Below are 19,336 nucleotides of genomic sequence, written 5' to 3'. Positions count from 1 at the left end.
TGTCCTTCCTCCTTTAAGATGATCAAAAAAAATCAATTTTATGTGACTGAATAAGTTTTATGCGCAAAAAAAATTTGCACCAATAAAACCCTTACACTTATTATAATGCAAAATATCATTGCTTTTTTCAAGTGTTTTTTCTTAAAATAGAAATATATTTTAAAGAGGGGGATTCTATGAATGCAAAAACTTTAGAATCGCTGTTAATAATGTATGAAGAGATCCTAGAAAAGATCGACCTTGGGATTCACGTTATTGACTCTAACGAAAGAACAGTTATTTACAATAAAAAGATGCGGGAAATCGAGGGAATGGGTATTGAAGATGTGCTTGATAAAAACTTAATGGACGTTTTCGATTTTGGCGCTGCTGAGGAAAGCACCTTGCTTCAAGTACTGAAATCAAGAGAAAGCATCCAAAATGTCAAACAGACGTACTTTAACAACAAGGGACAAGAAATTACAACGATCAATCACACCTTCCCGATTACAGAGAACGGAACAGTTATAGGTGCAATGGAAATCGCCAAAGATGTCACAAAACTGGAAAAAATGATACACGAAAATATGAGTAAAAAAGATGAGATCCGCTATACCTTTGATCAAATCCTCGGACAAAGCCCTCTGTTGAAAGAAGCCATCGAAACAGGCAAGCGGGCCGCCCGCACAGCTTCCTCCGTTCTCATTATTGGCGAAATTGGAACTGGAAAAGAGTTATTCGCCCGCAGCATCCATCATGACAGTCCGCGGTCCGAGCAAGCTTTCTTTTCCCAAAACTGTGCGGCACTTCCAGATACCTTAATGGAAACTTTGCTTTTTGGAATTGAAGAACAGCCAGACGCAGAAGGCCGGCCAGGTTTATTTGAACAAGCTGACGGAGGAACCATCCTGTTCGATGAAATTGATTCTTTAAGTCCGGCTCTGCAAACAAAATTATTAAAGGTCATTCAAGAAAAGAAGGTGCGCCGGGAAGGCGGAAATACAGATATCTTTGTTGATGTCCGTATTCTCGCTACGATTAGCGAAGATCCAATTGATGCCATTGCCGCGGGGAATTTAAGAAAAGATTTATATTATCGTTTAAGCGCCGTTTCCATCTTCGTCCCTCCATTGCGTGAACGGAAAGATGACATTGAGTTGCTTACGTCCGCTTTCATTGACAAATACAATCATTTATTTGGCATGGATGTACTCTCTGTTGATGAAGAAGTAAAAAACTATTTTCAACAATATGAATGGCCGGGAAACATTCGCGAACTGGAACATGTCATTGAAGGAGCTATGAATTTAATGGATCATGAAGAAACCATTTCTTTTGATCATCTCCCCATTCAATTTCGCAACAAGTCAGTTAATTGCGGATTGTCCAACGATTTAGAAAAAGCAGAAGGATTTTTATACCAATCGGATAAAGCGATTTTGCCCCTTGATGACTACATTCAAGAAGCAGAAACCTACTATATTACGAAAGCGCTTCAACATCATGACTTCAACATAACCAAAACAGCAAAGGCGCTGGGCATGAGCCGGCAAAACCTGCAATATCGCATTCGAAAATACAACATCGGCAAAGTATAATCCCAGCGATTTCTTTGAAAAACATGATCCATACGCCGTGCTGATTGCTTTGTGTAAATAAAAAATGCAAATCCAGCATTCTTTCTTCTAAGTGTTCAGACATAACAGCCTAAACGAACTAAATAAGCAAAAAGCTCGCAATGAGCGGAGGATTCCTCCCTCTCTTTGCGAGCTATTTTTTCTATAATAAAATACTATCTTGTGTTAAGCAGTTCCTGTTTGCCGCGCTTCTTTTTCTTCCAGCTCCTTGACTTGCTCTTCTGTCATGAACTCTACCTTCCATCCAAGAAAAGCCATAATCATAGCGATAATGGGCACAGAATAATTCATAATGGCATATGGCGCGTAAGCAAACGGGTGAACCGAGAGTGTAGCCAGTATAAAGACTCCGCATGTATTCCAAGGAACGAGTGCTGACGTGATGGTCCCTCCATCTTCAAGTGCTCTCGATAAATTTTTAGAATGCAGCTTCTTTTCGCGGTAGGCATTTGCATACATACGTCCCGGCAAAAGAATGGACACATATTGCTCGGAAGCGGTTGCATTTGTAAAAAAGGCAGATGCAATGGTCGCGGCAATTAGGCTTCCTGCTGAACGGGCAAATTTTAAGATTTGTCCCACGATCGCCTTCAGCATGCCTGTCCGTTCCATAATACCGCCGAACGTCATTGCGATGATAGCCAGCGACACTGTATACATCATATCTCCAATTCCGCCGCGATTAAACAAGTCATCAACGAGTTTATTGCCTGTTTCGATCGCAAAACCATCGTGAAGCGTATTGACCGCTTCTGCTAAAGGGTTTCCTTGTACGAAAGCATGGCACATCCAGCCGAGAAAGATTCCAGCTCCAAGCGCCGGGACTGCCGGCACCTTTTTCACGACTAATAAAATGACAGCAAGCGGCACAAGAAGCAGCCAAGGAGAAATCACAAAATTCTCTTGAAGCGCTTTCAAAACTCCATTGATTTCTTCCGCATTGATTGAAGCTCCCGCAAACTTCCGTCCCAAGAAAAAGTAAACGGCCAGGGCTAGTACAATTCCAGGAATGGTCGTGTAAAACATATGCCTAATATGGGCGAAGAGATCCGTCCCTGTAATCCCGGCAGCCAGATTGGTTGTATCTGACAACGGAGACATTTTATCGCCAAAGTATGAGCCCGAAATAATTGCCCCAGCCACCATCGGAGCAGGGATTCCCATGCTGATGCCGATGCCCATGCCGGCAACGCCGATCGTTCCCATAGTTGACCATGAACTGCCTATAGCTAAGGAGACAATGGCGCAAATCACACAAATAGAAACGAGGAATAGCGAAGGCGTAATTATTTTCAAGCCATAATAAATCATAGTAGCTACAATCCCGCCGCCGATCCAGGAACCGATCGTCATGCCAACCATAATAATAATCAGAATAGCCGGCAGCGCGAGACGAATGCCATTATATGCTCCTTCTTCAATTACATCCCACCTGTACCCCAGCTTCCAGGCGATAAATGCGGCCACGCCTGCTCCCACAAAGAGCGGGACATGAGGACTTCCTTCAAACTTAATGATGGTGACGGCCATCACTCCAACCATAATAATCATAGGAATAATAGCTAAATAAAATGGCACTTCGATGTCCTCTTGATTTTTCAGGTGGTTTTCCTTCATTCTTCCCTCTCCTTTTTGATCATTCTTTTTCTGACACGCCGGCGCAGAGCTAAACTTCCTCATTCATAACTGTTTATCACCTCTTTCAATTTTCTAAATATTTTAAATTTATTATACACGGATAATCTTATTTGAACACCTCTATTTTTATAAATGCACAAAAAAAGAAGATAGACTTTGTCTATCTTCACACATCCCCTTACTTGCCTACCCCGGACTGATCAATCCATTCTTGCAGCTTATCCTTTAACGTATTAAATCCCTCATTGTTTTCATCAATTTTCAAACGGCGGACTGGCTGCACAGCTGATGGCTTCGCTTCTTGAGTCGCCCGGATAGATAAACTGATTTTCCCCTCATCTTTATTAACAGACATTACTTTTACTGTTACTTCTTCGCCCACTTGGAGGTGGTCATGAATGTCTTTTACAAACCCATGAGTAATTTCTGAAATATGGACAAGTCCCTGCGTACCGTTGTCCAATGCAATGAACGCTCCATAAGGCTGAATGCCTGTTACTTTTCCTGTAATAATCTGTCCTTGTTCGATCTGATTTCCCATCCAAACACTCCTAAATATTAAATTCATTATCTACGCATCATGAAATTATATCATATTTGCTGATAAATTTCTAAAGATAGCCACTTTTCACCATTTATCCTCATAGAGACGATATCTAGTTTATCGAATGACAAAGTTTGAGCTGCCCCGGCTATCGAGAGGATCGCCAACTATTTGTATGAAACACGCATAAATTCTTGAAAACAGGGAACGATTAAACTATGCAACATTCCCTATTTTCCCCTTGATTGAAGAAGACAGCCTATGTGGCTGTCTTTTTTAGTTTGCTTGTGGATGGGGCTGTTGATTTTCACTCCAGGCACTTCGCTTTCGCGGAGCAGACGGCGAGCATCCTCCGCGCTAAAGCACTTGTTGAGTCTCTCCTGTCCCGCTGATCCCGCAGGAGTCTTCGCGCCTGCCATTCCAATCAGCAGAGTGGACAAAGTTAAGACAGCTGGACAATGATGCCCGTTTGGAAATCAACCGATCGAATCCTTAAAGGGAAGAAGAGGCTTTCAGAACACCACCCCCTCCAACGGCAGTCAAAAGAGCACCCTCTCCAGAAAGGTGCTCTCCTTTATTTATGCATGCTTTTCACGTTGTGCCCGTTCTGCGGCTATAATCACTTCTTCAAGCGGCACCAGCCGGCCAAGCTCGTCTTTGTACACAATGTGTTTCCGCTTAAACTGCGTTGGAGATTCAATACCGGCAGCAGCGGCCAAATTATATAACCCTTCGCGGAGCGATATGACATAATTGCATACCCGGTAACACTTCTCCTCTACCACTAAGCCATCTTGAAGCTTTTCATCGGTTGTTGCTACGCCGACCGGACATGTATTTGTGTGGCATACTTGCGCCATAATGCAGCCGACATTGATCATAAACCCCCGGGCGATGTTCACAAGGTCAGCTCCCATTGCCAACGCAATCGCTATTTTATCAGGAGTAATCAATTTTCCGGATGCGATGATTTTCACTTTATCGCGAACCTCATACTTTTGCAGCATCTCATCAAGAACGGGAAGCGCAGACATGATCGGCAACCCAACTGTGTCCGCGAGCTCCTGAAAAGTAGCGCCTGTACCGCCTTCTCCGCCGTCCACCGTGATAAAGTCGGGACCCTTTCCGCTTTCTTTCATATAGGAAATCATTCTTTCCAACGCATCAAGGTCGCCGACAACGATTTTGATTCCGACTGGTTTGCCTCCAACAGAACGGAGTTGATCAACAAAATCAAACATGGTTGGAACATCATCAAATTCATAAAAGCGGTTTGGGCTGTTAATCGTTTTTCCAGGTTCTACAAGGCGGATAGCAGCAATTTTCTCTGTTACCTTTTCCCCCTCTACATGTCCGCCGCGCGTTTTTGCTCCTTGGGCCAGCTTTAATTCAAACGCTTTCACATTTTTTATTTCACTTTTCTTTTTAAATTCTTCCCATGAAAATTCACCGCTTGGCTGGCGGACCCCAAATAAATCAGGACCGATCTGCATGATAATATCCGGGTTTCCTTCGAGGTGGTATTCAGACAATCCGCCTTCTCCGGTGTTCATCCAAGTTCCGCCGGCAAGACCAAGGCCCTTTGATAAAGCAGCAATTGCCTTTTCGCCCAGTGCCCCGTAGCTCATGCCTGACTGGCCAACCAGCCCTCTCACTTTAAAGGGATGCCGACAGCTGCTCTTGCCAATGATGACCGCATCTTCTTCCCTCAAATAATAAGGGTCCACGAGCTGTTCCTCGCCATGCTCCTTCCTCGTGAATAAATGATCTGAATCTATCCGGTATACACGGGTTTTTATCTTTTCAGTATTGTCCACCCTCATTTCTTCTCGCTGCCTCGGAAACAGCGTATTGCGTATATAAAAACCAGCTTCACTAAAGTCGCGCTTTGAACCGAATCCAATCAGCCGTTCTTTATATTTTCCGGCTTTTACAATATCTTGATATTCCTTCCTTGAAAAAGGCTTTGCTTCATTGTCTCCCTCAAATAAATATTGCCGCAATTCCGGGCCAAGATGTTCAGTAAAGTAGCGAACTTTCCCGATAACTGGAAAGTTCCGCAGCACAGCATGCTGCTTCTGCCGGTCATCCTTCATATAAATATAGAGAAAGAAACAAGCTGGCACGATAATGGCTAATACGATAAAAGCAATAAGAACGAGAATCAGCCAGGATGTTAAGCTCATGGGAAAACCCTCCTTTATTTTTCTTCTCCCTAAGCGCCGGTTTTTTTAGTTAAGCGCTTGGATAGCATCATCAATAGGCATAGGTCCGCTGCTTACATCTAATATCCGATTAAAAACAGCCTCCTTTTCAAGAATAGCTACTAATACAGCAGCTACGTCCTCACGCGGGATCGTGTCATTATTATTCATGGGCGAGTCTTTCATTGTGACCGTTCCCTTTCCAGGCTTATCCGTCATCCGTGCTGGCCGAATAACTGTATAGTTCATCGCTTCTTCTTGAATTAATTCGTCGGGCATATCCTTAGCACCAGTCATTTCGCTCCTATCTTCTAAACTCTCTCCCGCCCGCACGGCACTCATCATAACGAAGCGACGGATTCCTCTCGATTTTGCTGCTTGGACAGCATCTATGACTGCCCGGTGATCGACTAAAATGGTTTTTCCTTCACCGACATTCGGACTGGAATCGGAAAGAAAAATAACCGCATCACCCGCTGAGAAAGCAGAAGTAAAATCGCGCCGGCCGTTTGCCTCCGCTTTTTGTGCGCCCAGCTTTTTCATGTCGGGAGCTTTATTTTTCTCATTCACTATGGCAACTGATTCGTGTCCTGCCTCTTGCAAATACTTGATCACAAATTGTCCAACCTGGCTGCCTGCACCGATCACAATTACCTTCATACCGGCCCCTCCTTCTTTTCATTATCTTTTCTTTTCCACCGTCCTGTTTCTTTAAAACCCGTCCTAATTTATTTGCAAAATAAAGAGGGCGGACCGCTGAAAGAGGCGGCTTTCATTCTGATCAGCCTGTTTTGGAGAAAAAAAGCCGACCCAAAAAGTTATTTTTGGGTCGGCCCGTTTGGTTTACAACTTGCCTGCGATGCGCATGCTCCTGCTTTGTCAGCTCTCTTCATAAGAGGAGCTAATACAAACTTTCGTATGCCTTTTCCTATTGGTTAATAAAGCGCTGAATCCGCCGAACTGCTTCTTGCAATTGCTCCATCGAGGAAGCATAGGAACAACGAATAAACCCTTCTCCGCTCCTTCCAAAGACAGAACCCGGTACAACAGCGACTCTTTCAGCCTTTAACAGCTCTTCAGCAAACTTCTCTGATGTTAAGCCAGTGCTCTGGATGGACGGAAACACATAAAATGCTCCTCCCGGTGTATGGCAGTCAAGCCCCATATCATTAAATGACTGAACGATATAGTTCCGCCGGCGCCGGTAATCCTTTTTCATGTCTTCTACGTCTTTCATTCCCGTTTTCAATGCTTCAAGCGCAGCATATTGGGCCGGAGTGGAGGCGCACATCATAGCGTATTGATGAATTTTAAGCATTGCTGCCGCCAATTCAACTGGAGCGCAAATGAATCCGAGCCTCCATCCGGTCATAGCAAACCCCTTAGAGAAGCCATTAATTAAAATGGTCCGCTCTCTCATCCCTTCAAGGCTTGCAATTGAAGTATGAGGGATATCGTAAGCGAGCTCCGCATAAATTTCATCTGCAATCACCAGCAAATCATGTTGCTTGACGATCTGCGCAATCGCCTCCAAATCCGCCTTATCAAGCTGTGCTCCTGTTGGGTTGTTGGGCGAACAAAGCAGCAGCGCTTTTGTTTTTGAAGTAATGGCCTCTCTGAGAGCATCTGCCTGCAGCTTAAATTGCTGGTCACTTGTCGCTTCTATTGTCACTGTTTTTCCTCCAGCCAATTCAACCAGGGGCGCGTAAGAAACAAAGCAAGGCTCCACGACTACCACTTCGTCACCCGGGTCAATAATCGCCCGCAACGCCAAGTCCAGCGCCTGGCTGGCCCCGACTGTTAAAATAATTTCTTCTTTTGCATCATAAGAAACACTGAAACGGCTGCTTGTATAATCCGCTATTGCCTCCCGCAATTCCAGGAGCCCGGCATTTGCTGTATAAGAAGTTAATCCGCGCTCAAGCGATGAAATGGCCGCTTCTCTTGCAGACCACGAGGTGACAAAATCCGGCTCTCCCACCCCAAGGGAAATCACACCCTCCATACCGGCCGCCAGATCAAAAAATTTGCGGATGCCAGAAGGACGCATTAATTCTACCGACTTAGCAATATAACTTTTTGTTTCTATCATTACGGAGACACCACGATTCTGCTGTCTGTTTGCTTTTCTTCAAACATTCTGCCGTCATGTTTATATTTCTTCAGCTGAAAATGGGTAGTGGTGGAAATGACTTCTTCCAGCACAGATAGCTTTTCAGAAACAAATCGGGCCACCTCGTTCATGGACTTGCCTTCCACAGTGACGGATAAGTCATATGCCCCGGACATTAAATATACAGAACTGACTTCGCTGAACCGGCTAATTCTATCGGCTGTTTCATGAAAACCAACGCCTCGTTTCGGGGTTACTTTAACATCAATCATCGCTGTTACCCGCTGATCGTCTTCTACTTTAGACCAGTCCACAAGAGACGTGTAATGAACAAGCACTCTCGCTTCTTCTAGTTTATCAATCATAGCTTGCACGTTTTCTTCATTTAAGCCTGTCATTTTGCTGATATCCGCTGCGGTGAAGCGGGCATCCTTTTCAAGAATTTCTAGTATTTCTCGTTCTCTATTGTTTATTTTCACAACTATTCCCCCAAATTTTCATAAATCAACACAATTATATCAAACATTTTCGTAAAAAAAAGATAGCTTTTGTCCATTTTCTACAAAAAAAACCGGACAGCGTAAAAATAACGCTGTCCGGTTCACTTTAATCAAACAAATCCGTTTAGTTGTGTTTTTCATGGTCCGCAAAATCAAACTCACATTCCTGAAGCGGCACCACTTTTGTTTTCTTGATCAATTTATATCCAAGCCATAGCAGAAGGAAAAGCGGGATGCCCATGTAAGCAGCTACTACACTTCCCCAATCGATTTTATCAGCAAGAAACGCCTGGAAATTTTGCGCAAGAATAACAATTAAACCAATGACAATAGCGAAAATCGGTCCGAATGGGTACCATTTTGCATGGTATGGCAGTTCATCCAGTGAATGGCCTTGTGCCAGAAAAGCTTTACGAAAACGATAATGGCTGATAGAGATACCAAGCCAGAAAATAAAACCGGTAATACCGATTGAGTTCATTAGCCACACATAAACGATGCCATCACCAAAAATTGAAGAGAAAAAGGCGAGCATTCCCACCGCGCACGTTAAAATGATGGCCGCAATCGGAACGCCGCGTTGGTTCAGCTTAGCAAAAATACGCGGTGCCTGCCCTTCTTTTGCCATGGAGTACAGCATACGGGTCGACGCATAAAGACTAGAGTTTCCCGCAGATAAAACAGCGGTCAAAATAACTGCATTCATCAGTGAAGCAGCAAAAGCAAGACCGGCTTTTTCAAAGACTATCGTAAATGGGCTGACCATTACACTTTCACTTTGCAAATCTGGATTTGTATACGGAATAATTAACCCGATAACAAAGATGGCCAATACGTAGAAAAGCAAAATTCTCCAAAACACACTTTTAATCGCTTTTGGCACATTTTTCGCAGGATCTTCACTTTCTCCGGCAGCAACGCCGACAATTTCCGTTCCTTGGAAGGAAAAGCCTGCAGCCACGAATACAATAAATACACCTAGAAAACCGCCGGAAAATGGCGCATCATCTATAGTAAAGTTTTTAAAGCCAATAACCTCTCCGCCCATAATACCGAAGATCATCAGTACACCGACGATGATGAAAATGATAACTGCTGACACTTTAATGAAGGAAAACCAATATTCTCCTTCTCCGTATCCTTTAACAGATAAGTAGTTTAAGAAAAAGATTAAAGCTAAAAACGACATGCTCCATAACAACGACGGGCTGTCTGGAAACCAAAATTTCATAATCATAGTGGAAGCGGTTAACTCGGCGGCAATTGTCATTGCCCAGTTAAACCAGTAGGTCCAGCCTAAAGCAAAACCAAATGCCGGATCAACAAATTTTGTTCCATATGTACTGAATGCCCCGCTCACTGGCATAAACGCAGACATTTCCCCTAAGCTAGTCATCACGAAGAATACCATGGCACCGACTAGCGCATAAGCAAGCAATGCTCCTCCTGGTCCTGCCGTGTGAATGGCGGCACCGCTTCCAAGAAATAGCCCGGTGCCAATTGCCCCGCCGATAGAAATCATCGTTAAATGCCGGGACTTCAAGCCTCTCTTTAATTGTTGCCCTGCTTGTCCAGGCTCCAAGGTGCTGTGATCCTGTTGTATAGCCATATGTTCCAATCCTTTCTCATTGTTGGCTGACTCAAAAAAAGAGGTTCACTCTTTTCACAAACTTTTCATTTGTTATTTTAATAAACTTTTACATTTCTGAAAAGTATTATTTTCTGTAGATTTAAAATTTAACTACTCTTTAAATTACTTTTTCAAAATATAAAATCTTCTCTCTTTTCCAAGTATTACCACGCGGATGGACCCTATAAAGAAACAGTTGTTCTTCTATCCATCCGTGCAATGAGAAAGCAGTTATTGTCTCTTAGAGCTCACAAGACGCTTCATTTTTAATGCGCAATAACTCTGTTGCCACATGGCGGCAGCTTGCCAAAGAAAGCGGCTTTTCAAACGAAAATTCGTAAATCTCTTGTATTTTCCGCGCCAGCGCTTCCAGATCATCTAACTGATGCACCGCTTGAATAGCATCCGCTGCCTCTGTATCATAAAAATCTCCGCCTTCTTTAAATGGGTCCCACTCCCGAAGAACACGGTCAAACCTTCTATTCGTCTCAATATCTTTATTCATTTTTCTATTCCTCCTCAAATAAAAAGACAAATTATTGCCCTTTTTTCTAAAAATAATTTAACATGATTATATATTACTTGTCAGGATGGTGAAGATTATGAGCAGATTTGATCGAGTGATCAACCGCACAGGTACGAATGCGGTGAAGTGGGATAACCTCAAAGCCGTTTTCGGTGTAGAGGACGCTCTTCCTATGTGGGTAGCCGATATGGACTTCGAGGCACCCGATGCTGTTAAAGAAGCCGTGGTCAAGCAGGCTGAACACGGCATATATGGTTACACAGCGATCCCGGAGTCCATGAAAGAAGCAATTAAACACTGGATGTTGAAGCGGCATGGATGGGAAATCGAAACGGAGTGGCTTTTGTTCAACCAAGGCGTCGTTCCTTCGCTGGGCGCAGCAATCGAAGCATTCACTGAGTTAGGGGATTCTGTCCTGGTGCAATCTCCTGTCTATACGCCATTTTTCGATATGATTGAGCGCAATGGCCGGCTTGTCGTCAACAGCGAGCTTATGTTGAAAGATGACCGATATGAAATCGACTTAGCAGATCTGGAAGAAAAGTTATCCAATGAAGAAGTCAAACTATTTCTGTTATGCAGTCCTCATAATCCTGGAGGGCGTGTATGGACAAAAACAGAGCTTTCAGCGATCGCTGACCTGTGCCAAAAATACAATGTGCTGATCGTTTCCGATGAAATACATAGCGATTTAACCGCTGAGCCGCATAAGCATACACCGATCGCTTCCATTCACGAAAACTGCCAATCGCCGATCGTTACCTGCATTGCCCCAAGCAAAACATTCAATTTGGCCGGCCTGCAAACTTCTGCCATGATCGTGCCGGACAAAGAACTGCGTGCCAAGCTGCAAAAAGTGCTGGCTAAGCAGGGATTTTTCACATTAAATATAATGGGGATTGCCGCTACGGAAGCTGCCTACCGCGAAGGCGGTCCTTGGCTTGATGAAGCCATCGACTATATCCGCGGCAATATTCAGCTCGTAAAGGAATTTATCGGCCGTGAATTGCCGGATTTAACGGTCATTGAACCGGAAGGCAGCTATTTAGTATGGATTGATTGCCGCAAGCTTGGCCTTAGCGATGACGAGTTAATGAAGAAGCTTCTGTTAAAAGGAAAGCTTGCACTGGGGCAGGGCTCTAAATACCGCAGCGGCGGAGAAGGCTTTATGCGCATGAATGTTGCCTGTCCCCGCTCCATTGTCGAAGAGGGCCTGCAGCGGTTAAAAACAGCTCTAGCAGCCAATGATCGCTAAGTTCCTACTACTGATCCTCTGTTAGCAAAAAGGAGAAAGAGATGCCAATTTTGGCATCTCTTTTTTGGTTACACACCTTGCTTGTTTCCCCATACAAATGTATGAAGCTGGGGCAAGACCCGGACGCTTTTCCATTCCTTATCAGGCATCACTTTGTTGATTAGCCACTCATAGCGGCTCACCAGGTAAGGCAGCAGGTCCCCCTGTTTCTGCTCTTGCAAACGATCATTCCCAACTTGCAGAAAAAATGGCAGCGTCGGGTAAAGCTGATGAACCTTTTTGGCAAAGGCCAAATCGTTTTCGTCAAAGACCACGACCTTCAAACTGGCCGCTCTGCCCTTCGCTGTCAGCCGCTCAACAATGAGAGACAGCTGCTCAAAATCCGTTTCCATTCCCGAGCTCGGCGGTTTTGGTGAAATCGTCAGCTCATCAATTTGATAAAACCATTCCTGCCAGCGGCTTCCTTGTGTTTCGAGCGCTGTGCTCACGCCTTTTTCAGCAAGCTTGGCGAGCAAGTCGGCTATTTGCGGCAGCAGTGCTGGATTTCCGCCAGAAATGGTTACATGGTCGAATGTCTGACCTCCTGTTTGTATAAGCTCCTCCCAAATCTCTTCGGCTGTGAGCAGCCGGATTTGCTCTTTGGCGGAGCCGTCCCAAGTAAAAGCAGAATCACACCACGAACAGCGGTAATCGCAGCCGGCTGTCCGGACAAACATGGTCTTGCGGCCAATGACTGCTCCTTCTCCTTGCACGGTCGGCCCGAATATTTCTAATACAGGGATTTTTCTCATTGAAAATCCTCTTTTCGCGGCCGGAACACAACATAGCTGGTCGGCGTTTCCCGCAGGAATACTTGAAGGCACCTAGGCTGATTAGGCAGCTTATTCAATGATTCCTGAATGACCTCCCAAAACTTTCTGGCAACTGCCTCTGTTGTTGGGAAATGATTAGGATCCATATCGTCAAACAACGAGTCTTCATTTAAAACTGTATGATCAAAACGTTTATGAATTAAGTTTTTGATATCCTGAAAGTTTACTAAAAAGCCGGATTCGTTTAACTCATCGCCGACCACAGTGATATTGGCAAAATATGTGTGGCCATGCAAGCGGCGGCATGCGCCCGCCTCTTCATGGGGAACATAATGCGCAGCGGCAAACTGAAAGTCTTTATTTAATTCATAACGATAAGAGTGTGCCGGGGCTGGATAGATTTGCTGCATCATTTAGATCCTGCCTCCTTTTTCGCTAAATACTTGCTTAATCCATTTTGGCGCAGCTTACATGCCGGACATTCGCCGCAGCCGCTCCCTTTTATGCCATTGTAGCAAGTTAACGTACGCTCCCTTACGTAATCAAAAGCGCCAAGGTCATCCGCTAATTCCCATGTTTCTGCTTTATCCAGCCACATTAGCGGTGTATGGATAACAAATGAATAGTCCATAGACAAATTTAATGTCACATTTAATGATTTAATGAATACATCCCGGCAGTCCGGATAACCGCTGAAATCCGTTTCGCACACACCCGTTACCAGATGACGGGCATTGTATTGTTTAGCAAGTACTGCAGCAAAGGATAAAAACAGCAGATTGCGGCCTTCAACGAATGTGGAAGGCGGTTCTCCATCCTTTTCTGTAATTTCTATATCCTGTCTCGTTAAAGCGTTTGGAGCGAGCTGATTCAATAACGACATATCTAACGTATGATGCGGAATATTTAACTCATTGGCAATCTCAGTTGCACATTCCAATTCGAGACGATGACGCTGTCCATAATCAAACGTAACGGCAATCACTTCATCAAAACGCTGCTGCGCCCAAAACAAACAGGTCGTACTGTCCTGGCCGCCGCTAAATACAACGACCGCTTTTTCCTTGTTCATCTTTCCTCTTCCTTTCTTCTTTTCATTGGAAAGAAGAAAGAGATTCAAGAACTATTACTCTAAATGGCCCCTTTTGAGGCAATAGAAAAAAACCGTCTAAACACAGACAGGCTTTTCCCTTAGTTTTTTATAGAGGGAGTTCGCGAACCTCTCCTGCCAAAGCAGAATTCTTCCTTTTATTCTTGTACACTATAGCATAGATCCCCTAAAATGAAAAACCCGCAACAGCCGGCTGGTCATTTCTTTGCTTCTCTATACTCCTGATTAACCTTCTCTTCCTCCCTTTTGGAGATCCGCCGAAAAAACAGAAAGACAGCTACAGCCGCTGCCGTGAAAATAACCATTGAAATCACAGCCGGAATATATTCTGTCTTATCCTCAGGGAAATATAAAAAGAACATCCCTAACATAAATGATTGCAGCACGATTCCTTCTCCTTTCACTGTGTAAACAGCAAATTCTTCAATCAAGTGCCCGCTTTCATTATATCAAGTTCTGCCGGGCAAACCAACTGCCGGGCACAAATAAAACGGACTGGCAGCCATCGGTCCGTCTTTGTTTGTTCATAGACTCTTCGAATTACTCCACTACTGTAATCTTTTCAATAATGACATCTTCTTTTGGTTTATCTTGCGCGCCGGTTGATACATTAGCAATCGCATCCACAACATCCATGCCTTCTACAACTTGTCCGAACACTGTATGGCGGAAGTCAAGCCATGGCGTGCCGCCGTTTTCCATGTAGAAGTCTGTAACCTGCTGAGGATATCCTGCTTTTTCCATCTGTTCTTTGAAACCAGGGTCCATCTTGCTGTTCTGAACAATGAAAAATTGGCTTCCATTTGTATTCGGACCGGCATTCGCCATCGAGAGGGCTCCCTTGAAGTTGAATAATTGCTGGGAGAATTCATCTTCAAATGCATGGCCGTAAATGCTTTCTCCTCCCATTCCTGTTCCTTGAGGGTCTCCTCCCTGAATCATAAAATCAGGGATAACACGGTGAAAGATCAGCCCGTCGTAGTAGCCGTTTTTGCTGTGAGTCACAAAGTTCTCTACTGTTTTCGGTGCATGCTCAGGAAATAATTTGATTTTAATGGTTCCTTTATTCGTTTTCATTTCAACAAGCTGTTCATTTTCAGCCACTTCAGTTGTTAACTGCGGATAATTCATTTTTTGATCTCCCTTCTGTTCTTTCCCACTCTCTGCCGCCGGCTTTGAAAGCTCCGGCAATTCTTTTTCCGTTTCCTTCTCTTTGTTACAGCCGGCAATCAGGAGGGGGAACACTGTCAATACGATGAATAACAAACGATACATTGTCTCACCTCTGCCTTTTATACTTTAACTGATTCCCGCAAAAAAAGCATCTTTTGGCTCCTCGTATTTCCTTCAACTGGCGATTCTGGTAGAGTGAAAAGAACAAAGGAGGTTAGAGAATGACGATTAAAACCGGAGAAATTGTGACGGCTTTTTATAAAACTGGAAAATACATCGGGGAAGTCAGCAGCGCTCAAGAAAACAGCTGCACTGTAAAAATATTGGCCGTACTGCGCCACCCGGCCCAGGGAGACCTGCATCATCCCAAGCAAGTCGATGTGCCATTTTTCCACGAGAGAAAGGCGCTTGCTTACACAGAACGGGCCAACATGCCAGCAGCAACCGTCAAACCCTATAAGGGGCCTGTTCCTGAGTACAACGACTCGTTAAAAGAAGCGGTCCTAGCATTAAAAAACAGACTGCAGCAAGATAACAGCGAATTTTCTGCAAGAAGCTTGGAGGCATTACAAGCCGTTCAAAGAGAATATGAACTAATGTATAACCTTACTTGGGCTTAAGCCATGCGATTAAGCAATTGCGAGAAGTCAACCAGGTCGCCGATCGTCGGCGGCTTTGACTTCTTCATATACGCTTTATCCTTTTCAACAAGATTGTAAATATGGCAGGTCGTAAGAGCGTCATCAAGAGCCCGGTGGTGCCTGCCTGTGCCCTCTTTGCCATATTCCTGCACCGCTTTCCACAATCCTGTCTGATTGCGATCACCGAAAAATGTCTTATATTCCATCGATAAATCGATAAACTGTCCCTTTAGCGGAAAAGGGAGTCCTGTTTCCTCGCAATTTTTTCTCAGCACTTTCATATCCATATTTCCCCAAGTGATAATGCTTTGTTCTCCATCTTCATTCCATTCCGCAAGTATCCTGGTCAGCTCATCAAAAGAGATTCCCTCCTCTACTTGCTGCTGTTCAATTTTAAGAAAACGCTTGCACCTTTCCGTCAACACAGGAAAGGCTGAGGGTTTCACATAAGAGGAAAACGTACGGACGATTTGATCTTTGTCTGCAATAACTAAACCCGCCTCAATAATTTCCGGGTAAAACCCTTGGGCTGTTAATCTAGCATCCGGCATCGAAAATTCAAAATCAATAAAAAAGAACTTCTTATTCACAGGGAGCTCCTCCTTTAACCTTAATAAACAGTTTATCCTACCGGCCATTCCTTATTTTATTCTATTATAATCTTTCGGCGATCATGATGTATATGACAGCTTTCCTCTAGTGCTAGATGCCCATTCCGCCAAATGATCCGTGCTTGCTTTTCGGCTGTTCCAGCGGACAGCTGCCTCAAATTGAAGGCGGATCATCAATAGGAAGCCGCACTTCTAAAAGATTCTCTGTTTATCTTCTGCTTTTTCAAGAAAATCTCCTTTCTTGAAATCAATAAAAAATCAACAATATATCTTATTGTCTCTTTCATTTCTCTTCCCTCCTGTTGCTCTCATTCCTCAGTGCTTCTCAATATTTTCCTATTTTTCTCTTAATAGCCCCTTTCTAAATTGCCGGCTTTCGATTATTATGATGAAAGGATTAATTTTACTTGTTTTTCCACAGGTATAAAAAACTAGAAAGAAGAAGGCGGTTTACGGAATGAGGACAGTTTTTGGTTACACGGTAATAGCATTGCTCCTCCCTGTAGCTGTGTTTTTATTTTACTTCACAAACGCAGAAGCACATAAAGTCAGGAGCTTTGATGAAGTGGTTGATGAAAAAATCGTCATTAAAGATGTTCATCTTCCTCAAGCAAGCAAAATGGTTGATAAAGATGGAAATCCTTATTTAGAAATTCATCAGCCTTACCGAATTATTGCAGACGGCAAAACAATCCCTCCTTTTTTAAAAGAGTTATTTTTGCAGTCTGAAGACAAACATTTTTACGATCACTCAGGCATTAATGCAGCGGCCGTCATGCGCGCTATGCTTGTTAATGCCAAAGCCGATGGAATCGAGCAAGGGGCAAGTACGATCACACAGCAGCTGGCCCGGAACGTATATTTAAGCCACGACCGGACGTTAGTCAGAAAAGTGTCGGAAGTCCTTTATGCTTATGAACTGGAGAAAAGGCTGTCGAAAGACGAGATTTTAAACCTCTATTTAAACGCCATTTATTTTAATCATCAAGTATACGGCGTGGAGGCAGCCGCCCAATTTTATTTTCAAAAGCATGTCAATGAATTAACAAAAGCTCAAATGGCCTTTATTGCCGCCATCCCGAATAACCCATCGCTATATGATCCTGTGCGACATTTTGATAACACGAAAAAACGGCAGGAACGGCTGATTGACATGATGCAGCGCGAAAAATTTATTACAGCTGCAGAAGCAGAAGAAATTAAAAAAGAACCGATCAAGCTGCAAGTAAGGGACCGGATCGATAAATATGCCAGCTATTCGACCTATGTCGAAGATGAGTTAAAACGGCTAATAGCCAAAACAGAGGGCTTCGATCAGCAGCTGCAAAATGCAAAAGGCGAAGAGAAGACTACAATTGAGCACAAACTGAACGATCGTGTCCAAGAAGTGATGTCTTCCGGCATCGTGGTTCATACCTCTCTCGACCCTGCCAAACAGCGGCAGGCGGAAAATGCCGTTAACTCTGTAATGGCCGGTTCATCCGTTCAGGCATCAGCTTCTGTGATTAAAAACGACACGCGTGATATCGTCGCTCTTGTCGGCGGAAAAGACTTTGACCGTACCCAATTCAACCGAAGCTTCCAAGGATTCCGGCAGCCCGGCTCAACGATTAAGCCGCTGCTCGACTTTGGACCGTATATCGATACGACACAAGCCGGCGTAAACAGCATGGTAAGTGCCGATAAATATTGTGTACGCGGCTGGTGCCCGAAAAACTACAGCGGCAAAGAATACGGCATGGTTACGTTAAAAACTGCCTTGTCTAAATCCTACAACACAGCTGCACTGCGGTTGTTTATAAAAACAGGAAATGAACGGGCTTATTCTTACTTGGAAAAATTTGAATTTGAGCGGATGACAGAAAAAGACCGCTATTCAGATAGTAAAGCACTCGGCGGCTTTAGACATGGGATGACTACCCTTGAAATAGCTGGTGCCTACACCTCCTTTATTGATGGCACCTTCACAAAGCCGCGGGCCATTCAGAAAGTAACAGACCGCCAAGGCAACCTGCTCTATGAGTGGAAAGACGAGCCGAGAGCCATTTGGTCAAAAGCGACAACTTATAAAATGCGCTACCTATTAGCAGATGTTATTCAAAACGGTACAGGTAAAAAAGCCAATCCTGGCACCGCCTACGCCGGTGGTAAAACCGGTACAACGAATAATACAAGAGATCTTTGGTTCGCTGGCTTGACTGATCAATATACGGCCAGTGTATGGGTCGGAAAAGACGTAGAAGGCAGCATTCGCTACCTAGAAAAATATGCGCCGAACCAATTGATCTGGCGGAGGATTGTGCGTTAAAATTCAATACAAATAAAGCGAGCAGGATGCCCAAGGTAGACCATGAAACAACCTGGAAAGTAATAATTCCTACCAAATTAGCAATAGACAGAGATGCACTAGTTTTATAGACGAAAAAGACTAGATAGCCAACCGCTGTCAGAAAAAAGATAGCTATAATTCCTACGATAGAGGAAAAGCTAATCAATGAAAGCAGGCCGCCAACGAAAAAGATAATAGAGCCATTGCGCACAACTTTAAGCAGCTCTCCTTCTGTATCCTTCGAAAAGAATAGCAGAGACAACTCATTGACTGTATCGGCAATCACTTTTAAGCCGGAAATCAGAAAGAAAAAAAGGACCATTAAAGAAAGCGTAATGACCAAATTCACTTCTGTCTCTGTAAAAAGCTCCAGCATTTCAGTATACAGGCCTACTTGCTTAAATAGAGAGATAATAAGTCCTTGGACAAATAAGGCAAACGACAAGCTAAACAATAAAATAGCTACGAGGGGCAAATACCCAGTTAAGTAAGTGTTCTTCATAAAAAATATACGCTCCTGTTCCGTTCAATCCATTTTTATTATGCAAGAGCTGGCAAACAAAGACAAGTTCTTTTTTAATAATTTTTGGAAGTCGCAAACATTTTTTGGCAAAAAAGATGGGGGAAAGAAGG

The 19,336-nt window shown here is 43.8% G+C and carries 18 protein-coding genes, 1 pseudogene and 1 riboswitch; of the genes and pseudogenes, 4 read left to right on the top strand and 15 right to left on the bottom strand.

Annotated features, from left to right (window positions below; genetic code table 11):
- The first annotated feature begins 176 nt into the window (after positions 1-176).
- On the top strand, positions 177-1,577 hold the full coding sequence (locus tag BBA02S_RS09755) for a sigma-54 interaction domain-containing protein (protein WP_041094382.1): 1,401 nt from the start codon (positions 177-179) through the stop codon (positions 1,575-1,577).
- 204 nt (positions 1,578-1,781) lie between these two features.
- On the opposite strand, the gene nhaC is transcribed toward BBA02S_RS09755, so the two are convergent.
- The 8 genes from nhaC to BBA02S_RS09715 form a co-directional block, all read right to left on the bottom strand.
- A complete protein-coding gene (gene nhaC / locus BBA02S_RS09750; protein ID WP_052477274.1) occupies positions 1,782-3,233 on the bottom strand; it encodes a Na+/H+ antiporter NhaC in 1,452 nt (483 codons plus the stop codon).
- A 199-nt stretch (positions 3,234-3,432) separates the two neighbouring features.
- Entirely contained in the window at positions 3,433-3,795 is a 363-nt protein-coding gene (gene yugI / locus BBA02S_RS09745; protein ID WP_041094384.1) for a S1 domain-containing post-transcriptional regulator GSP13, read from the bottom strand.
- Between the two features lie 581 nt (positions 3,796-4,376).
- Complete coding sequence (locus tag BBA02S_RS09740) at positions 4,377-5,984, bottom strand: FMN-binding glutamate synthase family protein (RefSeq protein WP_041094386.1); 1,608 nt, start codon at positions 5,982-5,984, stop codon at positions 4,377-4,379.
- Positions 5,985-6,029: 45 nt separating this feature from the next.
- On the bottom strand, positions 6,030-6,662 hold the full coding sequence (locus BBA02S_RS09735; RefSeq protein WP_041094388.1) for an NAD(P)H-binding protein: 633 nt from the start codon (positions 6,660-6,662) through the stop codon (positions 6,030-6,032).
- Between the two features lie 268 nt (positions 6,663-6,930).
- Complete coding sequence (locus tag BBA02S_RS09730) at positions 6,931-8,094, bottom strand: aminotransferase (protein ID WP_041094390.1); 1,164 nt, start codon at positions 8,092-8,094, stop codon at positions 6,931-6,933.
- Positions 8,094-8,594, bottom strand: a complete 501-nt coding sequence (locus BBA02S_RS09725; protein ID WP_041113525.1) for an Lrp/AsnC family transcriptional regulator — start codon at positions 8,592-8,594, stop codon at positions 8,094-8,096. Before BBA02S_RS09725 ends, BBA02S_RS09730 begins: the two co-directional genes overlap by 1 nt.
- 145 nt (positions 8,595-8,739) lie before the next feature.
- Positions 8,740-10,224: an amino acid permease gene (locus BBA02S_RS09720; RefSeq protein WP_052477273.1), complete on the bottom strand. Its 1,485-nt coding sequence runs from the start codon at positions 10,222-10,224 to the stop codon at positions 8,740-8,742.
- A gap of 262 nt (positions 10,225-10,486) precedes the next feature.
- Entirely contained in the window at positions 10,487-10,750 is a 264-nt protein-coding gene (locus BBA02S_RS09715) for a DUF1871 family protein (RefSeq protein ID WP_041113524.1), read from the bottom strand.
- A 97-nt stretch (positions 10,751-10,847) separates the two neighbouring features.
- Between BBA02S_RS09715 and BBA02S_RS09710 the strand changes: the two genes are divergently transcribed.
- Positions 10,848-12,026: a MalY/PatB family protein gene (locus BBA02S_RS09710; RefSeq protein ID WP_041094394.1), complete on the top strand. Its 1,179-nt coding sequence runs from the start codon at positions 10,848-10,850 to the stop codon at positions 12,024-12,026.
- A 68-nt stretch (positions 12,027-12,094) separates the two neighbouring features.
- Here BBA02S_RS09710 and queE read toward each other — a convergent pair whose 3' ends face one another.
- The 5 genes from queE to BBA02S_RS09685 all read right to left on the bottom strand — a co-directional run bounded on the left by queE (position 12,095) and on the right by BBA02S_RS09685 (position 15,080).
- Entirely contained in the window at positions 12,095-12,817 is a 723-nt protein-coding gene (gene queE / locus BBA02S_RS09705) for a 7-carboxy-7-deazaguanine synthase QueE (protein ID WP_041113523.1), read from the bottom strand.
- On the bottom strand, positions 12,814-13,251 hold the full coding sequence (gene queD, locus BBA02S_RS09700; RefSeq protein ID WP_041113522.1) for a 6-carboxytetrahydropterin synthase QueD: 438 nt from the start codon (positions 13,249-13,251) through the stop codon (positions 12,814-12,816). The genes queE and queD overlap by 4 nt, the downstream gene beginning before the upstream one ends.
- Entirely contained in the window at positions 13,248-13,910 is a 663-nt protein-coding gene (queC, locus tag BBA02S_RS09695) for a 7-cyano-7-deazaguanine synthase QueC (RefSeq protein ID WP_041094398.1), read from the bottom strand. Before queC ends, queD begins: the two co-directional genes overlap by 4 nt.
- 113 nt (positions 13,911-14,023) lie before the next feature.
- A riboswitch (PreQ1 riboswitch) is annotated at positions 14,024-14,067 on the bottom strand.
- Positions 14,068-14,146: 79 nt separating this feature from the next.
- The gene (locus tag BBA02S_RS09690) at positions 14,147-14,380 is read right to left on the bottom strand and encodes a hypothetical protein (RefSeq protein ID WP_041094399.1); all 234 of its coding nucleotides are present in this window, start codon (positions 14,378-14,380) and stop codon (positions 14,147-14,149) included.
- Between the two features lie 109 nt (positions 14,381-14,489).
- The gene (locus tag BBA02S_RS09685) at positions 14,490-15,080 is read right to left on the bottom strand and encodes a peptidylprolyl isomerase (RefSeq protein WP_041095699.1); all 591 of its coding nucleotides are present in this window, start codon (positions 15,078-15,080) and stop codon (positions 14,490-14,492) included.
- Between the two features lie 263 nt (positions 15,081-15,343).
- On the opposite strand from BBA02S_RS09685, the gene kapB reads away from it, so the two are divergent.
- Positions 15,344-15,742 carry a kinase-associated lipoprotein KapB gene (gene kapB / locus BBA02S_RS09680; protein WP_041094400.1) on the top strand — a complete coding sequence of 133 codons (399 nt, stop codon included), beginning with the start codon at positions 15,344-15,346 and terminating at the stop codon, positions 15,740-15,742.
- On the opposite strand, the gene kapD is transcribed toward kapB, so the two are convergent.
- Complete coding sequence (gene kapD, locus BBA02S_RS09675; RefSeq protein WP_052474950.1) at positions 15,739-16,401, bottom strand: 3'-5' exonuclease KapD; 663 nt, start codon at positions 16,399-16,401, stop codon at positions 15,739-15,741. The genes kapB and kapD overlap by 4 nt on opposite strands.
- A 430-nt stretch (positions 16,402-16,831) precedes the next feature.
- Between kapD and BBA02S_RS09670 the strand changes: the two genes are divergently transcribed.
- Positions 16,832-18,682: a transglycosylase domain-containing protein gene (locus tag BBA02S_RS09670; RefSeq protein WP_041094403.1), complete on the top strand. Its 1,851-nt coding sequence runs from the start codon at positions 16,832-16,834 to the stop codon at positions 18,680-18,682.
- Between the two features lie 16 nt (positions 18,683-18,698).
- Here BBA02S_RS09670 and BBA02S_RS20980 read toward each other — a convergent pair.
- Positions 18,699-19,205, bottom strand: a pseudogene (locus BBA02S_RS20980) (DUF5366 family protein); the annotation flags it as partial.
- Positions 19,206-19,336: the final 131 nt, after the last annotated feature.

The sequence above is a fragment of the Bacillus badius NBRC 15713 genome, assembly GCF_001591605.1.
Taxonomy (GTDB): Bacteria; Bacillota; Bacilli; order Bacillales; family Domibacillaceae; genus Pseudobacillus; species Pseudobacillus badius.
The sequence above is the reverse complement of the archived record's forward strand: the minus strand, read 5'-3'. Positions and strand labels throughout refer to the sequence as shown.